Annotated in this window: 19 protein-coding genes; 12 read left to right on the top strand and 7 right to left on the bottom strand. The window is 66.5% G+C overall.

Annotated features, from left to right (window positions below):
* Nucleotides 1-27: 27 nt before the first annotated feature.
* The 7 genes from VLK31_RS09485 (at nt 28) to VLK31_RS09455 (ending at nt 7,083) form a co-directional block, all read left to right on the top strand.
* A complete protein-coding gene (locus tag VLK31_RS09485; RefSeq protein WP_409168145.1) occupies nt 28-348 on the top strand; it encodes an NIPSNAP family protein in 321 nt (106 codons plus the stop codon).
* 71 nt (nt 349-419) lie between these two features.
* Nucleotides 420-1,472 carry a BMP family ABC transporter substrate-binding protein gene (locus VLK31_RS09480; protein WP_409168144.1) on the top strand — a complete coding sequence of 351 codons (1,053 nt, stop codon included), beginning with the start codon at nt 420-422 and terminating at the stop codon, nt 1,470-1,472.
* A 42-nt stretch (nt 1,473-1,514) separates the two neighbouring features.
* Nucleotides 1,515-3,077: an ABC transporter ATP-binding protein gene (locus VLK31_RS09475; RefSeq protein ID WP_409168143.1), complete on the top strand. Its 1,563-nt coding sequence runs from the start codon at nt 1,515-1,517 to the stop codon at nt 3,075-3,077.
* 26 nt (nt 3,078-3,103) lie between these two features.
* The gene (locus VLK31_RS09470; protein ID WP_409168142.1) at nt 3,104-4,132 is read left to right on the top strand and encodes an ABC transporter permease; all 1,029 of its coding nucleotides are present in this window, start codon (nt 3,104-3,106) and stop codon (nt 4,130-4,132) included.
* Nucleotides 4,129-5,031, top strand: coding sequence for an ABC transporter permease (locus VLK31_RS09465; RefSeq protein ID WP_409168141.1), 903 nt, complete (start codon nt 4,129-4,131; stop codon nt 5,029-5,031). Before VLK31_RS09470 ends, VLK31_RS09465 begins: the two co-directional genes overlap by 4 nt.
* 2 nt (nt 5,032-5,033) lie before the next feature.
* The gene (locus tag VLK31_RS09460) at nt 5,034-6,554 is read left to right on the top strand and encodes an amidohydrolase family protein (protein ID WP_409168140.1); all 1,521 of its coding nucleotides are present in this window, start codon (nt 5,034-5,036) and stop codon (nt 6,552-6,554) included.
* A gap of 136 nt (nt 6,555-6,690) precedes the next feature.
* Nucleotides 6,691-7,083 (top strand): VOC family protein, encoded by a 393-nt coding sequence (locus VLK31_RS09455; protein WP_409168139.1) that lies wholly within the window; start codon nt 6,691-6,693, stop codon nt 7,081-7,083.
* Here VLK31_RS09455 and VLK31_RS09450 read toward each other — a convergent pair.
* From VLK31_RS09450 to VLK31_RS09440, 3 genes are all read right to left on the bottom strand, one after another.
* Nucleotides 7,070-7,570: a plastocyanin/azurin family copper-binding protein gene (locus VLK31_RS09450; RefSeq protein ID WP_409168138.1), complete on the bottom strand. Its 501-nt coding sequence runs from the start codon at nt 7,568-7,570 to the stop codon at nt 7,070-7,072. The two genes, VLK31_RS09455 and VLK31_RS09450, sit on opposite strands and share 14 nt — an antisense overlap.
* A 102-nt stretch (nt 7,571-7,672) precedes the next feature.
* A complete protein-coding gene (locus VLK31_RS09445) occupies nt 7,673-8,569 on the bottom strand; it encodes a PhzF family isomerase (protein ID WP_409168137.1) in 897 nt (298 codons plus the stop codon).
* The gene (locus tag VLK31_RS09440; protein WP_409168136.1) at nt 8,566-8,943 is read right to left on the bottom strand and encodes a RidA family protein; all 378 of its coding nucleotides are present in this window, start codon (nt 8,941-8,943) and stop codon (nt 8,566-8,568) included. Before VLK31_RS09440 ends, VLK31_RS09445 begins: the two co-directional genes overlap by 4 nt.
* Before the next feature lie 100 nt (nt 8,944-9,043).
* On the opposite strand from VLK31_RS09440, the gene VLK31_RS09435 reads away from it, so the two are divergent.
* From VLK31_RS09435 to VLK31_RS09425, 3 genes are all read left to right on the top strand, one after another.
* Entirely contained in the window at nt 9,044-9,964 is a 921-nt protein-coding gene (locus VLK31_RS09435) for a LysR family transcriptional regulator (protein WP_409168135.1), read from the top strand.
* A gap of 28 nt (nt 9,965-9,992) precedes the next feature.
* Nucleotides 9,993-10,499 (top strand): hypothetical protein, encoded by a 507-nt coding sequence (locus tag VLK31_RS09430; protein ID WP_409168134.1) that lies wholly within the window; start codon nt 9,993-9,995, stop codon nt 10,497-10,499.
* 161 nt (nt 10,500-10,660) lie between these two features.
* Entirely contained in the window at nt 10,661-11,614 is a 954-nt protein-coding gene (locus VLK31_RS09425; RefSeq protein ID WP_409168133.1) for a hypothetical protein, read from the top strand.
* A gap of 31 nt (nt 11,615-11,645) precedes the next feature.
* On the opposite strand, the gene VLK31_RS09420 is transcribed toward VLK31_RS09425, so the two are convergent.
* Together VLK31_RS09420 and VLK31_RS09415 are read right to left on the bottom strand one after the other, a co-directional pair.
* Nucleotides 11,646-11,852 carry a hypothetical protein gene (locus tag VLK31_RS09420; RefSeq protein WP_409168132.1) on the bottom strand — a complete coding sequence of 69 codons (207 nt, stop codon included), beginning with the start codon at nt 11,850-11,852 and terminating at the stop codon, nt 11,646-11,648.
* An 18-nt stretch (nt 11,853-11,870) separates the two neighbouring features.
* Nucleotides 11,871-12,275, bottom strand: a complete 405-nt coding sequence (locus VLK31_RS09415) for a BLUF domain-containing protein (protein WP_409168131.1) — start codon at nt 12,273-12,275, stop codon at nt 11,871-11,873.
* 335 nt (nt 12,276-12,610) lie between these two features.
* Here VLK31_RS09415 and VLK31_RS09410 point away from each other — a divergent pair, with 335 nt between their 5' ends.
* A complete protein-coding gene (locus tag VLK31_RS09410; protein ID WP_409168130.1) occupies nt 12,611-12,856 on the top strand; it encodes a hypothetical protein in 246 nt (81 codons plus the stop codon).
* Between the two features lie 67 nt (nt 12,857-12,923).
* Here the strand turns inward: VLK31_RS09410 and VLK31_RS09405 are convergent, their stop codons facing one another.
* Together VLK31_RS09405 and VLK31_RS09400 are read right to left on the bottom strand one after the other, a co-directional pair.
* Nucleotides 12,924-13,343 (bottom strand): cupin domain-containing protein, encoded by a 420-nt coding sequence (locus tag VLK31_RS09405; RefSeq protein WP_409168129.1) that lies wholly within the window; start codon nt 13,341-13,343, stop codon nt 12,924-12,926.
* Between the two features lie 136 nt (nt 13,344-13,479).
* Entirely contained in the window at nt 13,480-14,571 is a 1,092-nt protein-coding gene (locus VLK31_RS09400) for a DMT family transporter (protein WP_409168128.1), read from the bottom strand.
* Between the two features lie 338 nt (nt 14,572-14,909).
* Here VLK31_RS09400 and VLK31_RS09395 point away from each other — a divergent pair, with 338 nt between their 5' ends.
* On the top strand, nt 14,910-15,182 hold the full coding sequence (locus tag VLK31_RS09395; protein WP_409168127.1) for a hypothetical protein: 273 nt from the start codon (nt 14,910-14,912) through the stop codon (nt 15,180-15,182).
* The last annotated feature ends 190 nt before the right edge of the window (nt 15,183-15,372 follow it).

The following is a 15,372-nucleotide window of genomic DNA, read 5'->3' as shown; positions in this document are numbered from 1 at the left end:
CCGTATCCGCATGCCAAGGAGCACTTCATGATCATCGAACACCGCCTCTACACCTTTCGCCCCGGCACCATCGACCAGTGGCGCGACAAGTACGAGCGCGAAGGCCTGCCGGTGCAGCAGCGCCACCTGAACAAGTTCGTGGGCCTGTACATATCGGAGATCGGCCGGCTGCACACCTCGGTGCTGATGTGGGCCTACGACAGCCTGGCCGACCGCGAGGCGCGCCGCGCCGCCATGTATGCCGACCCCGCGTGGCAGTCGTTCATCAAGAGCGTGTGGGCGCTGGACGCGATCCAGAGCCAGGACGTGATGATCATGAACCCCGCGCCCAGCTCGCCCACGCCTTGAGTTCTTCTCACGTTCTTTCCCGAGTTCCTTCCGTCGTCCGTTCTTCCTTCCTCAACCCCAGAGATATCCGCATGACACACCACGCATCCTCCAGCGCCAAGACGCCCCGCCGGCAGCTCCTCAAGGCCGCGGCCGGCCTGGGCGGCGTCGCCATGGCGAGCGCCCTGTATCCGTTGATTGCCAACGCCAAGGGCGGGCTCATCGCGCTGGTGCACACGCAGGCCGCGGGCGACGCCAGCGCGGTCGACGCGATGATTGCGCGGCTCAAGCTGCTGGGCAAGGAAACGGGCATGCAGACCCGCGCCATCTACGCCAAAGACCCGTCGACCTACGAAACCATTTTTCGCACGCTGGCCGACGCCGGCGCGGCCGTGATCGTGTCGACCTTCAACGAGGTGAGCGAGCCCTTCAAGGCGCTGGCGCCCAAGTACCCGAAGACGCAGTGGCTGCAGCTGTTCGGCGACGAGATGAAGCCCGTACTGCCCAACGTGACCACCGTGTCCTACGACTACTACCTGGGCACCTACCTGGCCGGCATCTTCGCGGGCCGCATGTCGACCACGGGCAAGATCGGCTTCATTGGCGGCATGTCGATTCCGCCGCTCAACGCGGACTACAACGCCTTCAAGGCCGGCGTGCTGTCGGTGCGCAAGAACGCCACCGTCACGGTCGCGTTCGCGGGCTCGTTCCAGGACCCAGTGAAGGGCCGCGAAATTGCCACGCAAATGTTCAACGGCGGCATCGACTTCATTCAGACCGATGCAGCCGCCACCGACGCGGGCATCATTGCCGCGGCCAACGACAAGCCCGGCCGGCTGGTGAGCTGCCTCGACCCGGCGCAGTACCCGCAGGGCCCCAAGTCGCTCATTTCCATCGTGAGCCTGCACTTCGGCAAGTCGCTGTACGACGAGGCCTCCAAGATCTTGAAGACCGGCAAGGGCGGCGCGCACCTGAACACCGGGCTGGGCACCGGCGTGGTGGGCCTGGAGCTGTCGCCCGTGTTCCAGAAGGAAGGCGACAAGGCCGTGGCCGCCAAGGCCGAGCAGACCATGGCCGAAATTCGCACCGCGCAGGCCGCCATCTTGAACGGCTCGCTCAAGGTGGCGTTCAACACCGTGCTCTGACCTTGCCGATTTTTTCGACGCTCTGACTCTCTCCTTGCAGACATGAACCCCAGTTCCCCGAACAGCGAGACCCACCCGGCGCGCCCCGCGCTGGTGCTGGACGGTGTCACCGTGCAATACGACAGCGTGAAAGCGCTGTCGAACGTGTCCATCGCTTTCGAGGAAGGGCGCATTCATGCCGTGGTCGGCCAGAACGGCGCGGGCAAGACCACTTTTGCCCGCGTGTGCTCGGGCCTGGTCAAGCCCACGCACGGGCGCGTGCACATCGGTGCGCATGAAATTCGCACCGGCCACGTGAACGCCGCGCGCGCGGCCGGCGTGGAGCTGGTGCACCAGAGCTTTGCGCTGCCGGCCTCGTTCACCGTGGCGCAGGCCATGGAGTTCGGCTCCGAGCGGCACCGCGGCATCTTCACCTCGGGCCAGCTGCACAAGCGCTGGCAGGCGCACCTGGACGGGCTGGGCCTGTCGGTGAGCCCGCGCGAGGTCATTCGCAACCTGCCGATCGAAACGCAACAGGGCATCGAGATTGCGCGCGCGCTGGTCACCGACGCCAAGGTGCTCATCCTCGACGAGCCCACCGCCGTGCTGGCACCGGCCGGCGTGGAGACCTTGTTCGAGCGCATCCGCATATTGAAAAAGCGCGGCGTGACGGTCGTGCTCATCCTGCACAAGATCCGCGAAATGATGGCCATCGCCGACACCGTGAGCGTGCTGCGCCGCGGCGAGCACGTGACCGGCCCCGTGCCATGCGGCAGCACCAGCGCCGCCAAGCTGAGCCAATGGATCATGGGCGACGCCAAGGCGCCTGCGCCCAACAGCGCAACCACCTCACACACCGCACCATCGCGTCGCGACCTGGCGGCACCCACCGTGCTGCAGCTGCAAAACCTGTCCACCAAGCCCGACGCCGAAGGCGCCGCGCTGGCAGACGTGAGCCTGAACATTCGCGCCGGAGAAATCATCGGCATCGCGGGTGTCGAGGGCAACGGCCAGCGCACGCTGGTGCGCGCCATTGCCGCACTGGCACAGACCGCCAGCGGCAGCATCGAACTGGCCGGGCGCGACGTGACCCACAGCGACCTGGCCACGCGTCGCGCGGCGGGCCTGCGCATCATCCCGTTCGAGCGCAACGTGGAAGGCCTCTCGCTCAACAGCAGCCTGTGGGAGAACTGGTCGATGGGCCGGCTGCTGCAAGGCGGCCTGCTCGCGTTCGTGCGACCGTCCAGGCTGCAAGCCGCGTGCGACACCGCGCTGGCGCAATGGGACGTGCGCTATGCCCACTGCGGGCAACCGGCCGGGTCGCTCTCGGGTGGCAATGCGCAGAAGGTGATCTTCGCGCGCGAGGTGGACGCCAGCGCGCGACTCATCATTGCGGCGCAACCCACGCGCGGGCTCGACATCGGTGCCACCGCCTATGTGTGGAAGGCGCTGCGCGAAGCGCGCGACCGGGGCGCCGCCATCATTCTGATTTCTTCGGACCTGGACGAACTCTTCGACATCAGCGACCGCGTGCTGGTGATGCTGCGCGGGCAGGTGGTGGGCGACTACGGCGCGCCGTACGACCTGCGCGAAGTGGGCCAGGCGATGGTGGGAGCGCACGCATGATGGGCCGCATTTTTTCCCCGGCGCGCATGTTGCCCGTGCTTCCCGTGCTTCGCGTCGTTCTGTACGTGTGCCTGGCGCTGGTGCTGTGCGCGCTGGCGTTCCAGGGCGCCGGGCTGGCGGTGGGCGAGCTGTTCACCGGCATTCTGGACGGCGCCTTTTTGCGCGACGGCGCGCTGCACCAGGGCCTGCGCTGGGCCATGCCGCTGTTCATTACCGCCACGGGCGTGGCCATCGCGTTTCGTGCCGGCTTCTTCAACATCGGCGCGCAGGGGCAGTTCTATGTCGGCTCCATTCTTGCCGCGTTCACCGCCGAATGGCTGGGCGGCGCGCCCGCATGGGTCGTGGTGTCGGGCTGCCTGCTGGCCGGCATGGTGGGCGGCGCGCTGTGGGCCATGTGGCCGGGGCTGCTGCGGCTGCGCTCGGGCACCGACGAGGTCATCACCACGCTGATGGGCAACTTTCTCGCGGGCCTGCTGCTGGTGTACGTCACCTCCGGCCCGCTCAAAGACCCGTCTGGCTCCGGCCAGCAGGCGTCGAGCCGGCCCATTGCGGACGCCTACCGCATCTCCGATTCGCTGGGCGTGTCGCCGCTCATCTGCGCGCTCACGCTGGCGGTGCTGGTGCTGTCGTGGCTGCTGGCCAACCGCACGGCGCTGGGCATCGTGGCCAACCTGGCGGGGCGCAACCCGACGATGGTGGCGTGGCAAGGCGCGCGGGTCGGTCGCATCGGGTTGTTCAGCTTCTTGGTGAGCGGCGCGCTGGCGGGGCTGGCCGGCAGCATCGAGCTGCTGGGGCCCAACGGCCGGCTGGCCAGCGGCTTCTTGCCCGCGCACGGCTTCACGGCCATTCTGATTGCGCTGGTGGCGCAACTGTCCATCGTGGGCACGGCCGTGTCGGCCCTGTTCTTTGGCGCGCTGGCGTCGGCCGCGCTGTACCTGCCGGTGATGGTCGGCATGCCGGCGGCGGCCATCGAGGTCATCAACGCGACCATCGCGCTCTTCATCACGTCGCGCGCCAAGTGGCTCGACAAGCTCCTTACCCGAAAGCCCGCATGACCGACACGCTGGTATCCATCCTCATCTCCGGCACGCCGCTGGTGTACGTCACGCTGGCGGGCGTGCTGGCGCAGCGCGCGGGCATCTGGAACCTGGGCCTGGAGGGGCTGATGATCATCGGCAGCTGCGCGCTGATCGTGGGCATCGTGCAGACCGGCTCCTTCGTGCAGGCCATGCTGATTGCCGCCGCGCTGTGCGTGGCCGCGTCGGCACTGCTGTGGTACGTGGTGGAAAAGCTCAAGGCCAACCCGATCATTGCGGGCCTGGGGCTTACCGGGCTGGGCCTGGGCGGCACGTCGCTCGCCATTCAGGCGCTGTACGACAGCGAGGCCACCGTGACCGCGCCCTTCGGCATTCCCAAGCTCGGCAGTTTCTTCAGCGCCGATCTGGGAGCCCTGGGCGGCCTTTCTGTGTTCGTGCTGTTCATGCCCGTGGCCGTGTGGCTGGTGTGGCTGCTGCTGGAGCGCACGCGGCTGGGCCTGCGCCTGTCGGCTTCCGGCGAGCACCCGTTCGCCGCGCGCAGCGTGGGCGTCAACCCCAGCCGCATGCGGCTGCTGGCCCTGGCGCTGGGCGGCGTGCTGTGCGCCATTGGCGGTGCCGAGCTGGCCGGTGGCAGCCTGCAGATCTTTTCGCAGAACATGACCGCGGGCCGCGGCTTCATGGCCTTTGCCGCGGTGATCTTCGGTGCCGGCAGCGCGCTGGGTGCCACGGCCGCCGCGCTGTTCTTCGCGGTGGTGTCGGCGCTGGGCATTCGCGCGCAGCTGGTGTACGGCGGCGCCATTTCCAACGACCTGCTGCAGGCCCTGCCCTACCTGGCCACCATCTTCGGCGTGTGGCTCAGCACCAAGCTGCGCGGCGGGCTGGGCTCCATTCGCGGCACGGCGGAAATGCGCGACTGAGCATGTCCACCATGTCCACGATGCCCACCGCCCTCCTGATTCAAGGCGCCGAAGTGCTGGCCGTTGGCGGCCCGCAGGGCCATTGCCCGGTGCGTGCCGACGTGCTGCTGCAAGACGGCAAGATTGCCGCCATCGGTCTTGACTTGGCCCGGCCCGCCGCGTGCGACGTGATCGACGCGCGCGGCAAATTGCTGATGCCCGGCCTCGTCAACGCGCACACCCATTCGAGCGAAACCTTCTTCAAGGGCCGCTACGAGCAGATGCCGCTGGAAACCTGGCTGCTGTATGCCTACACCTACCTGTCGGGCAGCCCCATCTCCGACCGGCTGCTGTACCTGCGCACCCAACTGCTGGCCATGCAGTCGCTGAAAAACGGCGTGACCACGCTGTGCGACGACTTCTTCGACCCCATGGCCCACAGCATCGACCGGCTGGGCATCGTGTTTCAGGCCTACCGCGACGCGGGCATTCGCGTGAACGTGTCCAGCGCGGTGCTGAACACCCCGGTGCTCGACTCCACGCCCTTCGGCCACGAGGTGTTTCCCGCGCACCTGGGCGCCCAGCTGAAGTTTGGCGCGCCCACCACCGCGGCCGACTACACCGCTTATTGCGAAGAGGCTTTCCGCCGCTTCCACGGCCAGGCCGAAGGCCGCCTGCGCTTTGCCATCACGCCGTCAGCCCCGCAGCGTTGCACCACCGACATGCTGCAGGCCTGCCATGCGCTGGCCGTGCGGCACGGCGTGCCGCTGCACACCCACCTGCTCGAAACCAAGGTGCAGGCCGTGGCCGGCCAGATGTTCTACGGCAAGACGTTGCTGGCGCACATGCACGACATCGGCACGCTCGACCGGCACACCACGCTGGCGCACGCCATCTGGCTCACCGACGCAGACATCGCACGCATGGGCGAGGCCGCCTGCTCGGTGGTGCACAACCCGCTGAGCAACCTGAAGCTGGGCTCGGGCCTGGCGCCGGTGCGCAAGCTGCTGAACGCGGGCGTGGCCATTGGCCTGGGCACCGACGGCCTTTCTTCGAACGACAGCGCGCGCGTGTTCGACCTGATGCGCTTTGCCGCGCTCATGCACAACGTGAACGGCAGCGAGCCCACGCAATGGCTCAGCGCCTTCGAGGTGCTGAAGATGGCCACGCTGGCCGGCGCGCGCACCGCCATGCTCGACGACATCACGGGCTCCATCGAAGTGGGCAAGGCCGCCGACCTGGTGCTGCTCGACCTGAACAACGACAACTTTCGCCCGAGAAACGACATCGTGAAGCAGCTGGCCTATTGCGAGAACGGCAGCGCGATTGACCTGGTGCTGGTGGGCGGGCACATCGTGGTGTGCGACGGCCAGCTCACCACGGCGCGTGAGCATGAAGTGTGGGCCGAGCTGAACGAGTTGCTGCCCGCATACCTGGAAGAACACGGCCGGTGGGAGGTGGCCAACCAGGTGTTCGAGCCCTACTTTGCCGAGGTCATTCGGCGGTGCAAGGGCATTGACGTGGGCGTTCACCGGTACGCCTGAAGGGGCCGATGCAAGCGATGGGCTTCGCGCCAGCGGGTGCATCGCGCGGCGCCGGCGCGTTGATGGGTAGAGTGCGATTCCGCCGGGCCTGCGCCCCTGCACCTTTCAACGCTTCTCTACACATCGCACATCGACCATGAAGTTCGGCTACACCATCGCCTACGTTCCCAGCGTGGCCCAGTCCCTGCAATTCTTCGAGCAGGCCTTCGGCTTTGCCACCAAGTTTCTTCACGAGTCCGGCACTTACGGCGAACTGGTGACCGGTGAAACCACCCTCGCCTTTGCCGCGCACGAGTTGGCCGAATCCAACTTTGCGCAGGGCCACGTGGCCGCGTCCGAATCGGTCAAGCCGCTGGGCATGGAACTGGGCTTCGTGACCACCGACGTGCCGGCCGCGCATGCGCGCGCCGTGGCGGCGGGCGCCACCGAACTCACGCCGCCCACCACCAAGCCGTGGGGCCAGGTGGTGTCTTATGTGCGCTGCCCCGACGGCACGCTGGTGGAGCTGTGCTCGCCTATCGGCGGTTGACTTCGCGTGACACGGGCAACGCAGCCACGGTCACAGCGCCCTTCATGCCCGCGTCGTAATGCCCCGGCTGCAGGCAGCCGAAATCGACCTTGCCGGCCTTGGTGAACTGCCAGACGACCTCGCCGGTCTTGCCCGGCGCCAGCGTCACCATGTTGGGCTCGGCGTGCTCCATCTCGGGGTGCTTCTTCATCGCCTCGTAGTGCGCTTTCAGGTCTTGCGCGGTGCCCAGCACCAGCTCGTGCTTGAGCTGGCCTGAATTCTTGACGACGAACCGAACCGTCTCGCCCTGCTTCACCTGAACGTCGGCAGGCGTGAAGCGCATGGCGTCGGTCATGTCGACCTGAACGGTGCGCGTCGCCTTGGCCGCCACGCCGGGCTGGCCGATGGCGTCGGCATGCGAGCCCGATGCGGCGGCGCCGGTCGCGGCTGCCGCGAGCAGCGTGCAGAAAGTGAAGGTGCGCAGGGGTCGGGCGGGTGCGTGTTTCATGCATCGCACTCTAGAAACCCCATCTCCCCGTTGCCTGTCAGCCGGATGACAAACCCGCAATGACCGCGCACTGGCTGCAACGGGCACCGTCAGGCAAGCCAGTCAGAGCCGCAGAGGCGCGGAAAACAGCAGCACCGCATCGCCCTTGATCGTCACCTGCACAGGCTCGCCCTCATGTACCGTTACCTCGACATGAACCTCTCCGTCGCGGCCGATGGCCCTGCCCTGGTGGCCGGTGAACGCAAGGCAGCGGCCGTCGTGCGGCATCAGCCGGTGCCGCACCAGGTAGGCACCCAACGGGCCGTTGGCATTGCCGGTGACCGGGTCTTCGGGAATGCCGATGGCCGGCGCAAACATGCGTCCGCAGGTTGCACGTTCCACGGGGTCGATGACGAACGGAAAGTAGCCGTTGCAGCCAATGCGCGCGCTCAGCGCGGTCAGTGCCTCGTGGTTCGGCGCCAGCGCATCGAGCGTGTTCACCGACTGCATGGGCACCATCACTTTCGAATGCCCGGTCGACACGACCTGCAGCGGCGCACCGGGCAGCAAGTCGTGCGCGGTCATGCCCAGCGCATGGGCAATCTCGTGGCGCAAGTCCGACGCGAAGGGGGCGCCGAACTCGATGGCGCCTTGGCGCATCACGACCCTGTAGTCGCCGTGTGCGCGCTCGATGCGAATCGACTGAATGCCGGCGCCGGTCTTCTGACGCAGCTCCGTCTCCCCGAGGCCCAGTGCCAAGGCGCGCGCGTAGTGCGCGGCGATGGTCGCGTGGCCGCAGATGGGCACCTCGGTGGTCGGCGTGAAATAGCGGATGCGCACCTCGTGGCTCGCGTCTTCGGGTGCCAGCACAAAGGCGGTCTCCGAATGCTTCAGCTCGCGGGCCAGCGCCTGCATCTGCGCGGGGCTCATGCCATCGGCATCGAGCACGACGCCGGCCGAATTGCCGCGAAACGCCACGCGCGTGAACGCGTCCACATGAAACAGCTGCGGTGTCTTCATGCCTGCGCCCCTTGCGCCGCGACAAGGCTCGCCTGCACCGCGAACTGCTTGCGGATCTGCGCCACGCCAATGACGGTGCGGGCCGGGCGGTGCGCGCCGAAGAACGCGGCCAGCATGGCGTCGGCTTCATCCCAGCGGTCGAGGTCCGTGAGGTACAGCGTCAGCGACAGCACCTGGCTGCGGCTGCTGCCGGCATGGCGCAAGACCGCGTCGCAATTGACCAGCAGCTGCGTCATCTGCACGGCGAAGGCGTCGGTGGGCGCCGCCGGGAGCGGCAGCGTGCCGGAGACGTGGACAAGGCCGGCATGAACGACGGCCGGCGCGTAGTGGCCCAGGGGCTGAGGCAGATCAGCATGAGCGAGTGAAAGTGACATCGGCAAGGCTTGGCAAAAGAAGGGAACAGGCCATGCTATTTCTAGCGACCGCTTGCGATAATCCCTACAGTTTCAATTCACTCATTCCGTCACGGCACCAATGGAAGACCCACCCCTGCACCTGGTCCGCGCCTTCGTGAAGGTCGTCGAGCACAACAGCTTTGCCCGTGCGGCGGCACAGCTGCAGGTAACGCCCTCTTCCATCAGCCGGCTGGTGAAGGCGCTGGAGCAAGACATCGGCACGCCGCTGCTGCATCGCACCACGCGGGCCATGTCGCTGACCGACGCCGGCAAGCGCTTCTTCGCCGACAGCCAGGCGGCCCTTGCTGCCCTGGCACATGCGTTCGAACAGGCGCGCGACGGGCAGGGCCAGCCGCGCGGCCAACTGAGGCTGAGCGCGCCGGTGTCTTTCGGGCGGTCGCACGTCGTGCCCTTTCTGCCGGCTTTTGCGCAGCGACATCCGGAACTGGAGCTCGACCTTGTGCTGACCGACCGCTATGTCGACATCGTGGCCGAAGGCATCGGCCTGGCCATACGCATCGGCAAGCTGGACGACTCCTCCCTGGTCGCGCGCCGGCTGCTCGACAACAAGCGCTTGCTGGTGGCCTCCCCGCACTACCTGGCGCAGCACGGCACACCGCAAGAAGTCGACGACCTGCGCGGCCACCAGTGCCTGGTGCTGAGCGTCAACCGCGACGGCGAACTGTGGCGCCTGAAAGGGCCGGGCAAAGACTGCGCGTGGCGACCGCAGGGGCGCATGCGTGCCGACAACGGCGATGCCATTCGCTCGTTTGCGCTGGCCGGCATGGGCATCGCGTTTCTCTCTTCCGTGAATGCGGCATCGGCCTTGCGTGACGGCTCGCTGGTGCGTGTGTTGCCGCAATGGAGTGGCCGCTCGACCGGGGTGTATGCGGTGTGCCCGCCGGTTCAGCCGGTGTCACCGGCGGTGCGCGCGATGATCGATTTTCTGGCCGAGTGCTGGGATGCGGACAACAACAGCAGCAACAGCAACAACGGGTAGCGGAGGACGCATTTTGGAAGTCGATGCAATGGGCACTTTTCTGGCCGCCGTGGTCATCGGCGCACAGGCGCTGTCGATCTGGTTCATCTACTGGATCTGGAAGACGAAGCGCAAGACCAGGGCACGCGCCGCGGCGGGCGCTGGCGCTGGCCTTGCCGACATCAAGAACGGCGAGGTGCGCGCCCTGGCGACGTTCACCGGCTTGCGCGGGCTGCCGTGGGTCGCGTTGGCAAACAACAGCCTGAACCCCGTGTTCCGCATCGAAAGCGGGCAACTGGCCTACCGCGTGATCCGCGCGCAGCAGCGGCCTTTTACGGACATCCGCGAGGTCGATGTGCGCGAGGCCTACGGCACCTTCAACCTGATCTTCGCGTTCCGCGACACACCCCTGACCTTTGCGGTCAACGTGGGCACGGCGGCCCGTGGCGCGCAGGCACTGGCCCTGCTGCCGAGCAGCGTGCCGCTGACCGAGCGCGCGCGTTCAGCATTGCAGGCAGTGCCTGCGAGCGACAACGCGCAAAAGCCGCCGCTGTAACTGCAAGACAGCAGGACAACGGGACAGCGCCGGACTTGCAAACCACAAGCGCCGGCTCGACTGTTGCAACTGTTGCATCCCGCCATGTAGATTGGGTGATAGACGCCTGTGCTGCAAAGACTAGCCTGCGCCACATACCCATTACAAAGACGGAGACAGTCATGATTCCTCATCTGCGCGGCCGTCATGTGGGGCAACACCACGCGTCCGGTCTCATCCAGCAGGACGACCCCCAGACCTGGTTGCAAATCAACGAACAGCCCTTCGCGTTCCATCACTCACTGGCCGACAACCCGCTGCTGTCTGTCGAGCGCCTGGCCCAACTGTCGGAGCGCGCGTTCGACCGCGACCACTACAAGCGCTACTTCAAGGGAGCCGACCTGAAGCTGCCCGTGTCCACGCTCAAGGCCCGGTTCCGAGACAGCATCGAGCAGATTGCAGACAACGGCCAATGGGTGGCGCTGCACTACATCGACGAAATGGACCCGGCCTACGGCGAGCTTTTCGATCTGCTGCTGGCCGACGTCGAAGACATCATTCACCGCCCCGTGCGCAGCCAGATGACGTGGGGCAGCATGTCGGTTTTTTTGAGTGCGCCGGAGCTGTCGGTGCCCTACCACTTCGACCACGAGACCAACTTTCTCATGCAGGTGCAGGGCGAGAAAGACGTGTGGCTGTACCCGCGTGCGTTCGGCACGCTCACCGCGCCGGAGATTGAAGACTTCTACCGACACAACCCGGTCGCCGGCATCTACCGCGACGAGCTGGAGAGCGCCAGCAGCAGTTGGCGGCTGGCGCCCGGCATCGGCGTGCACCACCCGCCGCTTGCACCGCACCGCATTCAGAACAGCAACAACGTGTCGGTCAGCCTGTCGCTGTACTACGCCATGCCGGACATGGAAGAGCGCGGGCACGTGTACCAGGCGAACTACTGCATGCGCAAGCTGGGCCTGAGCCCGCGCGCGCCGGGGGAGTCGGCGCTGTCGGACGGCATGAAGATCAAGTTCATGCGCGCGCTGTCGACCTCCAACCCGCGCACGCACGACGAGCTGCTTTACTCCGGCGTGTCCAGACTGGCCGCGCCGTTCAAATGGGCCAAGCACCTGCGGCACTGACGGGCATGGCGGTGGCAGGGCGTGGGCTGCCTCATCGGCCCTGACTCAAGCGATGCACGCCCTGGTCGGTGATGTACTCGCGCCCGTCTGCATCGGCGGCCACCAGGCCATGCGAGCTCATGCGGCTCGACGTGCGCGGCGCATCCGGCGTTGCGCCGTTTTCTCGCGTGCGGATCGGCATCACCGGCAGGGCCAGCAGCTTTGTCCATTGCTCGTCGTTCAGACGTATTTTTTTCATGGCTCCTCCTCCATCAAATCAGGGCTCCATGTCGATCAGCGGCAGCATTTCAGCAAACGCCCGTCGCGCGCCCTCCCCCTCTTGCAGCTCCAGGGACTGCAGCGGCTCCACGTCGCCCAGGCTGGCGTAGCCCATGCTGAAGCGCTGAAACTTTCGCTGCGTGCTCGCGCACTGCTGAAGAAGTTGCACCTGCATGTGGCGCGAGTCTGCCTCGATGCGCTCGAAGAGCTGGCGTACCACGTGGGCATAGCCCTCCAGGTGCTGCGCAAACCGCTGACCGTCGAACACCAGCAGGCCGGTGATGCCGTTCATGGCGTTGCTCGCGCGTGCGTCGCGGGCAATTTGCCCGACCGCCCTGACGTCGGTTGAAGGGGCAATGCAGCTGACGTACAGCAGCTCGAAAAGGTCTGGCTCGGTTGTCATTGCAGCTCCGTCCGGGGAGCTCACTGAACCTCTTGTCTCAGCGAGACTACAGCCGGGCAGCGCGAGGAGTGTGCGCGCAAACGGCGTGCGCTGGTTGCTATTCGCTCGGGTGCGGCGAGCGCGCGTTTAAGCCTCGCCTAAGCTGCGCGCCAGACACTGCTCCTCGGCAGCCCGCTTTTGTTCTTCTCCTCCTCCCTCCTCGGGGGCTGTCCTTGACCCGCTACGGCGGGTTTTTCTTTGTTCAGCCGGAGTGCTCTTTTTTGAAATGACGCCGCGTGGCCGACGCGGGGCCACGCACACTCAGGGCAGTACCTTTCCTCTTTGGTGACACACGCATGGACAGCTTGCAGACACTGCAGTCACTTGGCCTCACGCTGCCGAGTCCGGCCTACATCGTCGGGGTCGTGCTGTTCGGCCTCATCGGCATTGGGGTGTACCGCTATGCCAAGCGCGCAGGGCGCAGGCGCAGCAAATGGCTGGGGGTTGCGTTGATGCTCTACCCCTACGCGGTGGCGCAGACCTGGCTGCTGTATGTCGTGGGCGTGGCGCTGTGCGTAGGGGTTTTCTTCGACCGCGCTTGAGCCTTGCACTCGACCGTTCGTGCAATGCCACTGGCCCGCACTGACGACAGCCCCAAGCCCCACGCGCTCAGGGCCTGAACACATCCACAGGCAGCAACACCACCGGAACCGTGCCCCGGTTCTCCCACCAATGCGACACGTCTTGCGTGGCGCGCACCATGTCGCCTTGGCGGTGCGGAATTTCGACGCCGTTGCGAATCTCCACCACCTCGCCTTGCACGACGTATTCCAACGTCGGGCGGTCCTTGTGGCTGTGAAAGGCGGTGTGGCCGCCCGGCTCGATGGTGACGAGCCTTGCGCGAAGCTCGCGCCCGACGCCGCCATCGAATTCAGTTGCCAGGTCGATGCTGCCGAGTGCTGCGGTGGTCGAGCCCTTGCCGCTTGAAGGCGTCTGCGGCTGCGCATGTGCGAAGGGCACTTGCGTGAGAAGCGCAACGCCGATGCCGGCGATGGCAACCAGTGGCAAACGAGGTGTGGCGCTTTTCATCTGACCTCCTGACAACGGCAAGAGTGGCCTGGAGCAACAGTGTCCCTGCCTTGTGCTTACCTGGCACTGACCACCACGCAACACAGCGCCTGCAGCCCGCAAGCACCAGCCCCGCAAGCCTTGCTGCGCCCCGCCCCTAATGCGGGTGCATGTGGTGCACGTCTGGCACGTGCGAATGCGCGTGGCGCATCGGCGCATGGCGATGCGGGTGGCTGTGCTCGCCCACCGGCATCTGCGCATGCGTGTGCGTGTGGTGGCCGTCGCCATGGCTGTGTGCGTGTTCGTGGTCCACGGGCTCGTGGTCGTGCGCGTGCTCGTGTGCTTCCGCCAGATGCAGGGCGACGCCCGCCAGCATCAGCGCCGCGCCCGCCATCATTCCGACGCTCAACGCACGCTCGCCCAACGCAATGGCCACCGCCGCGCCAATGAACGGCGCAAACGCGAACACCGAGCCCGTCCGCGCCGCCCCGAATGCGCGCTGCGCCAACAGATACAGCCGCAGGCTGAGCCCGTAGCCGCAAGCACCGATGCCGACAAGCGCCGCAGCCGCAAGCAAGTGCGGCAAGGGCTCGCCCGCAGCCCAGCCGATGACCGCAGCCGCGCTCGCGCCCAACGCCGATTTGCCGAGCACCACCTGCGCGGGGTCGCGCTCCGCCAGCGCGCGGGACAAGGTGTTGTCCACGCCCCAGGCGGCCGTGGCCGCCAACACGGCGAGCAGGCCGAACAGTGCGCCGGTGCCTGCGGCTGCTCCCGCGCCTGCTGCAGGACCTGTTCCGCCCGTGTCCACGATCAGCGTCAGCCCGCCCACCATCAGCAGCACCATCGCGCACCACACGCGCTTGTCCATCGTTTCGCCGTAGAGCACCCGCGCCAGCACCACGGTGAACAAGGCCTCCAGCGCCAGCATGAGCGACGCGCTGGTGCCGCTGGTGCGCTGCAACCCCCAGGCCAATGCGACGGGGCCGATGACCGCGCCGAACAGCGCCATCAGCGCCAGCCGAGGCGCGTCCCCACGGCGCAGCGCGGCCTCGCGTTCGGGCGGCTTGCGCAGCAGCGCGCCGAGCAAGGCCGCGCCCGCGTACAGCAGCGCGGCCGTGGTGAACGGGCCGACGCCCACGCCCGCGCGTTGAACGAAGGGCGTGCTGATGCCGAAGAGCACCGCCGCGCCCAGCGCAAGCAACGCGCCGCGAAGCGCTGGCAAACGGGAGATGGGCAAGGGCGTGGACACGATGGGTTTCCTTGGCGTCGAGCTGCGGACTACGTCATGCAGCCGAAGCTGTATTTGTTGGCGCGAATCGCGATTGCGTGCTGCGCGGGGCGCCCCTGCGGCACGCGCTCTTATCTACAGTGAATGCCCCTGTCACTCAAAGCCCCACCAAGGGCACACGGAAGGCGCGACACACAACCACCCGATGAACTGAATGAAGAACTGCCTGCCTCGCGGCGGGTTGTCGGTGCGAAAGCAACGATGCAAATGCGAGGTATCAGAAGGCGACGGCCGGGGTGTTAGAGCACCCCGACCGTCTAACCAAAGAAGTGCAACTACCTACAAAGGACCGCACAAAAATGGCTACCAAGACTATAGCCGGGGCCCCCTCGCCCCGAAATTCCTCCGACGAGCCCGCCCAAGACCCGGCGGACCTGCTCGAAACCACCCTGACCCACCTGGAATCGCTGCTGTGGATCTGCTATGGGGAATGCATCGACTGGCACACGGGGGACGGGCCTCGGCATCTCGACAACGTGCTTTGGCTGGCGGCTGAGATGGCGCGGAAGGCTGGGGAGGTGTTTCAGGTGATGGAGAAGGGGCGGAAAGACGTGCCTGAGACTGGCGGCTAGCGGCTAGCGGCTGATCTGGCGGGCTGTGGAAGTCGCAGCCCCGCCTTGAGCGTCAAATGCTGCAGGCTAGACGCTCAGCGCGACGTCTGCATTCATGACACTGGAGTACTGGTTCAGACGGCAACGAGCTGCCGCGCATCAGCAATTCGAAGACCGATGGTTTTCGAAATGGGCTGCAGAGCTTCTTTGC

Origin of the sequence: Variovorax sp. H27-G14 (assembly GCF_046156345.1) — a bacterium.
In the GTDB taxonomy this organism is placed as follows: Bacteria; Pseudomonadota; Gammaproteobacteria; order Burkholderiales; family Burkholderiaceae_C; genus Variovorax.
The sequence above is the reverse complement of the archived record's forward strand: the minus strand, read 5'-3'. Positions and strand labels throughout refer to the sequence as shown.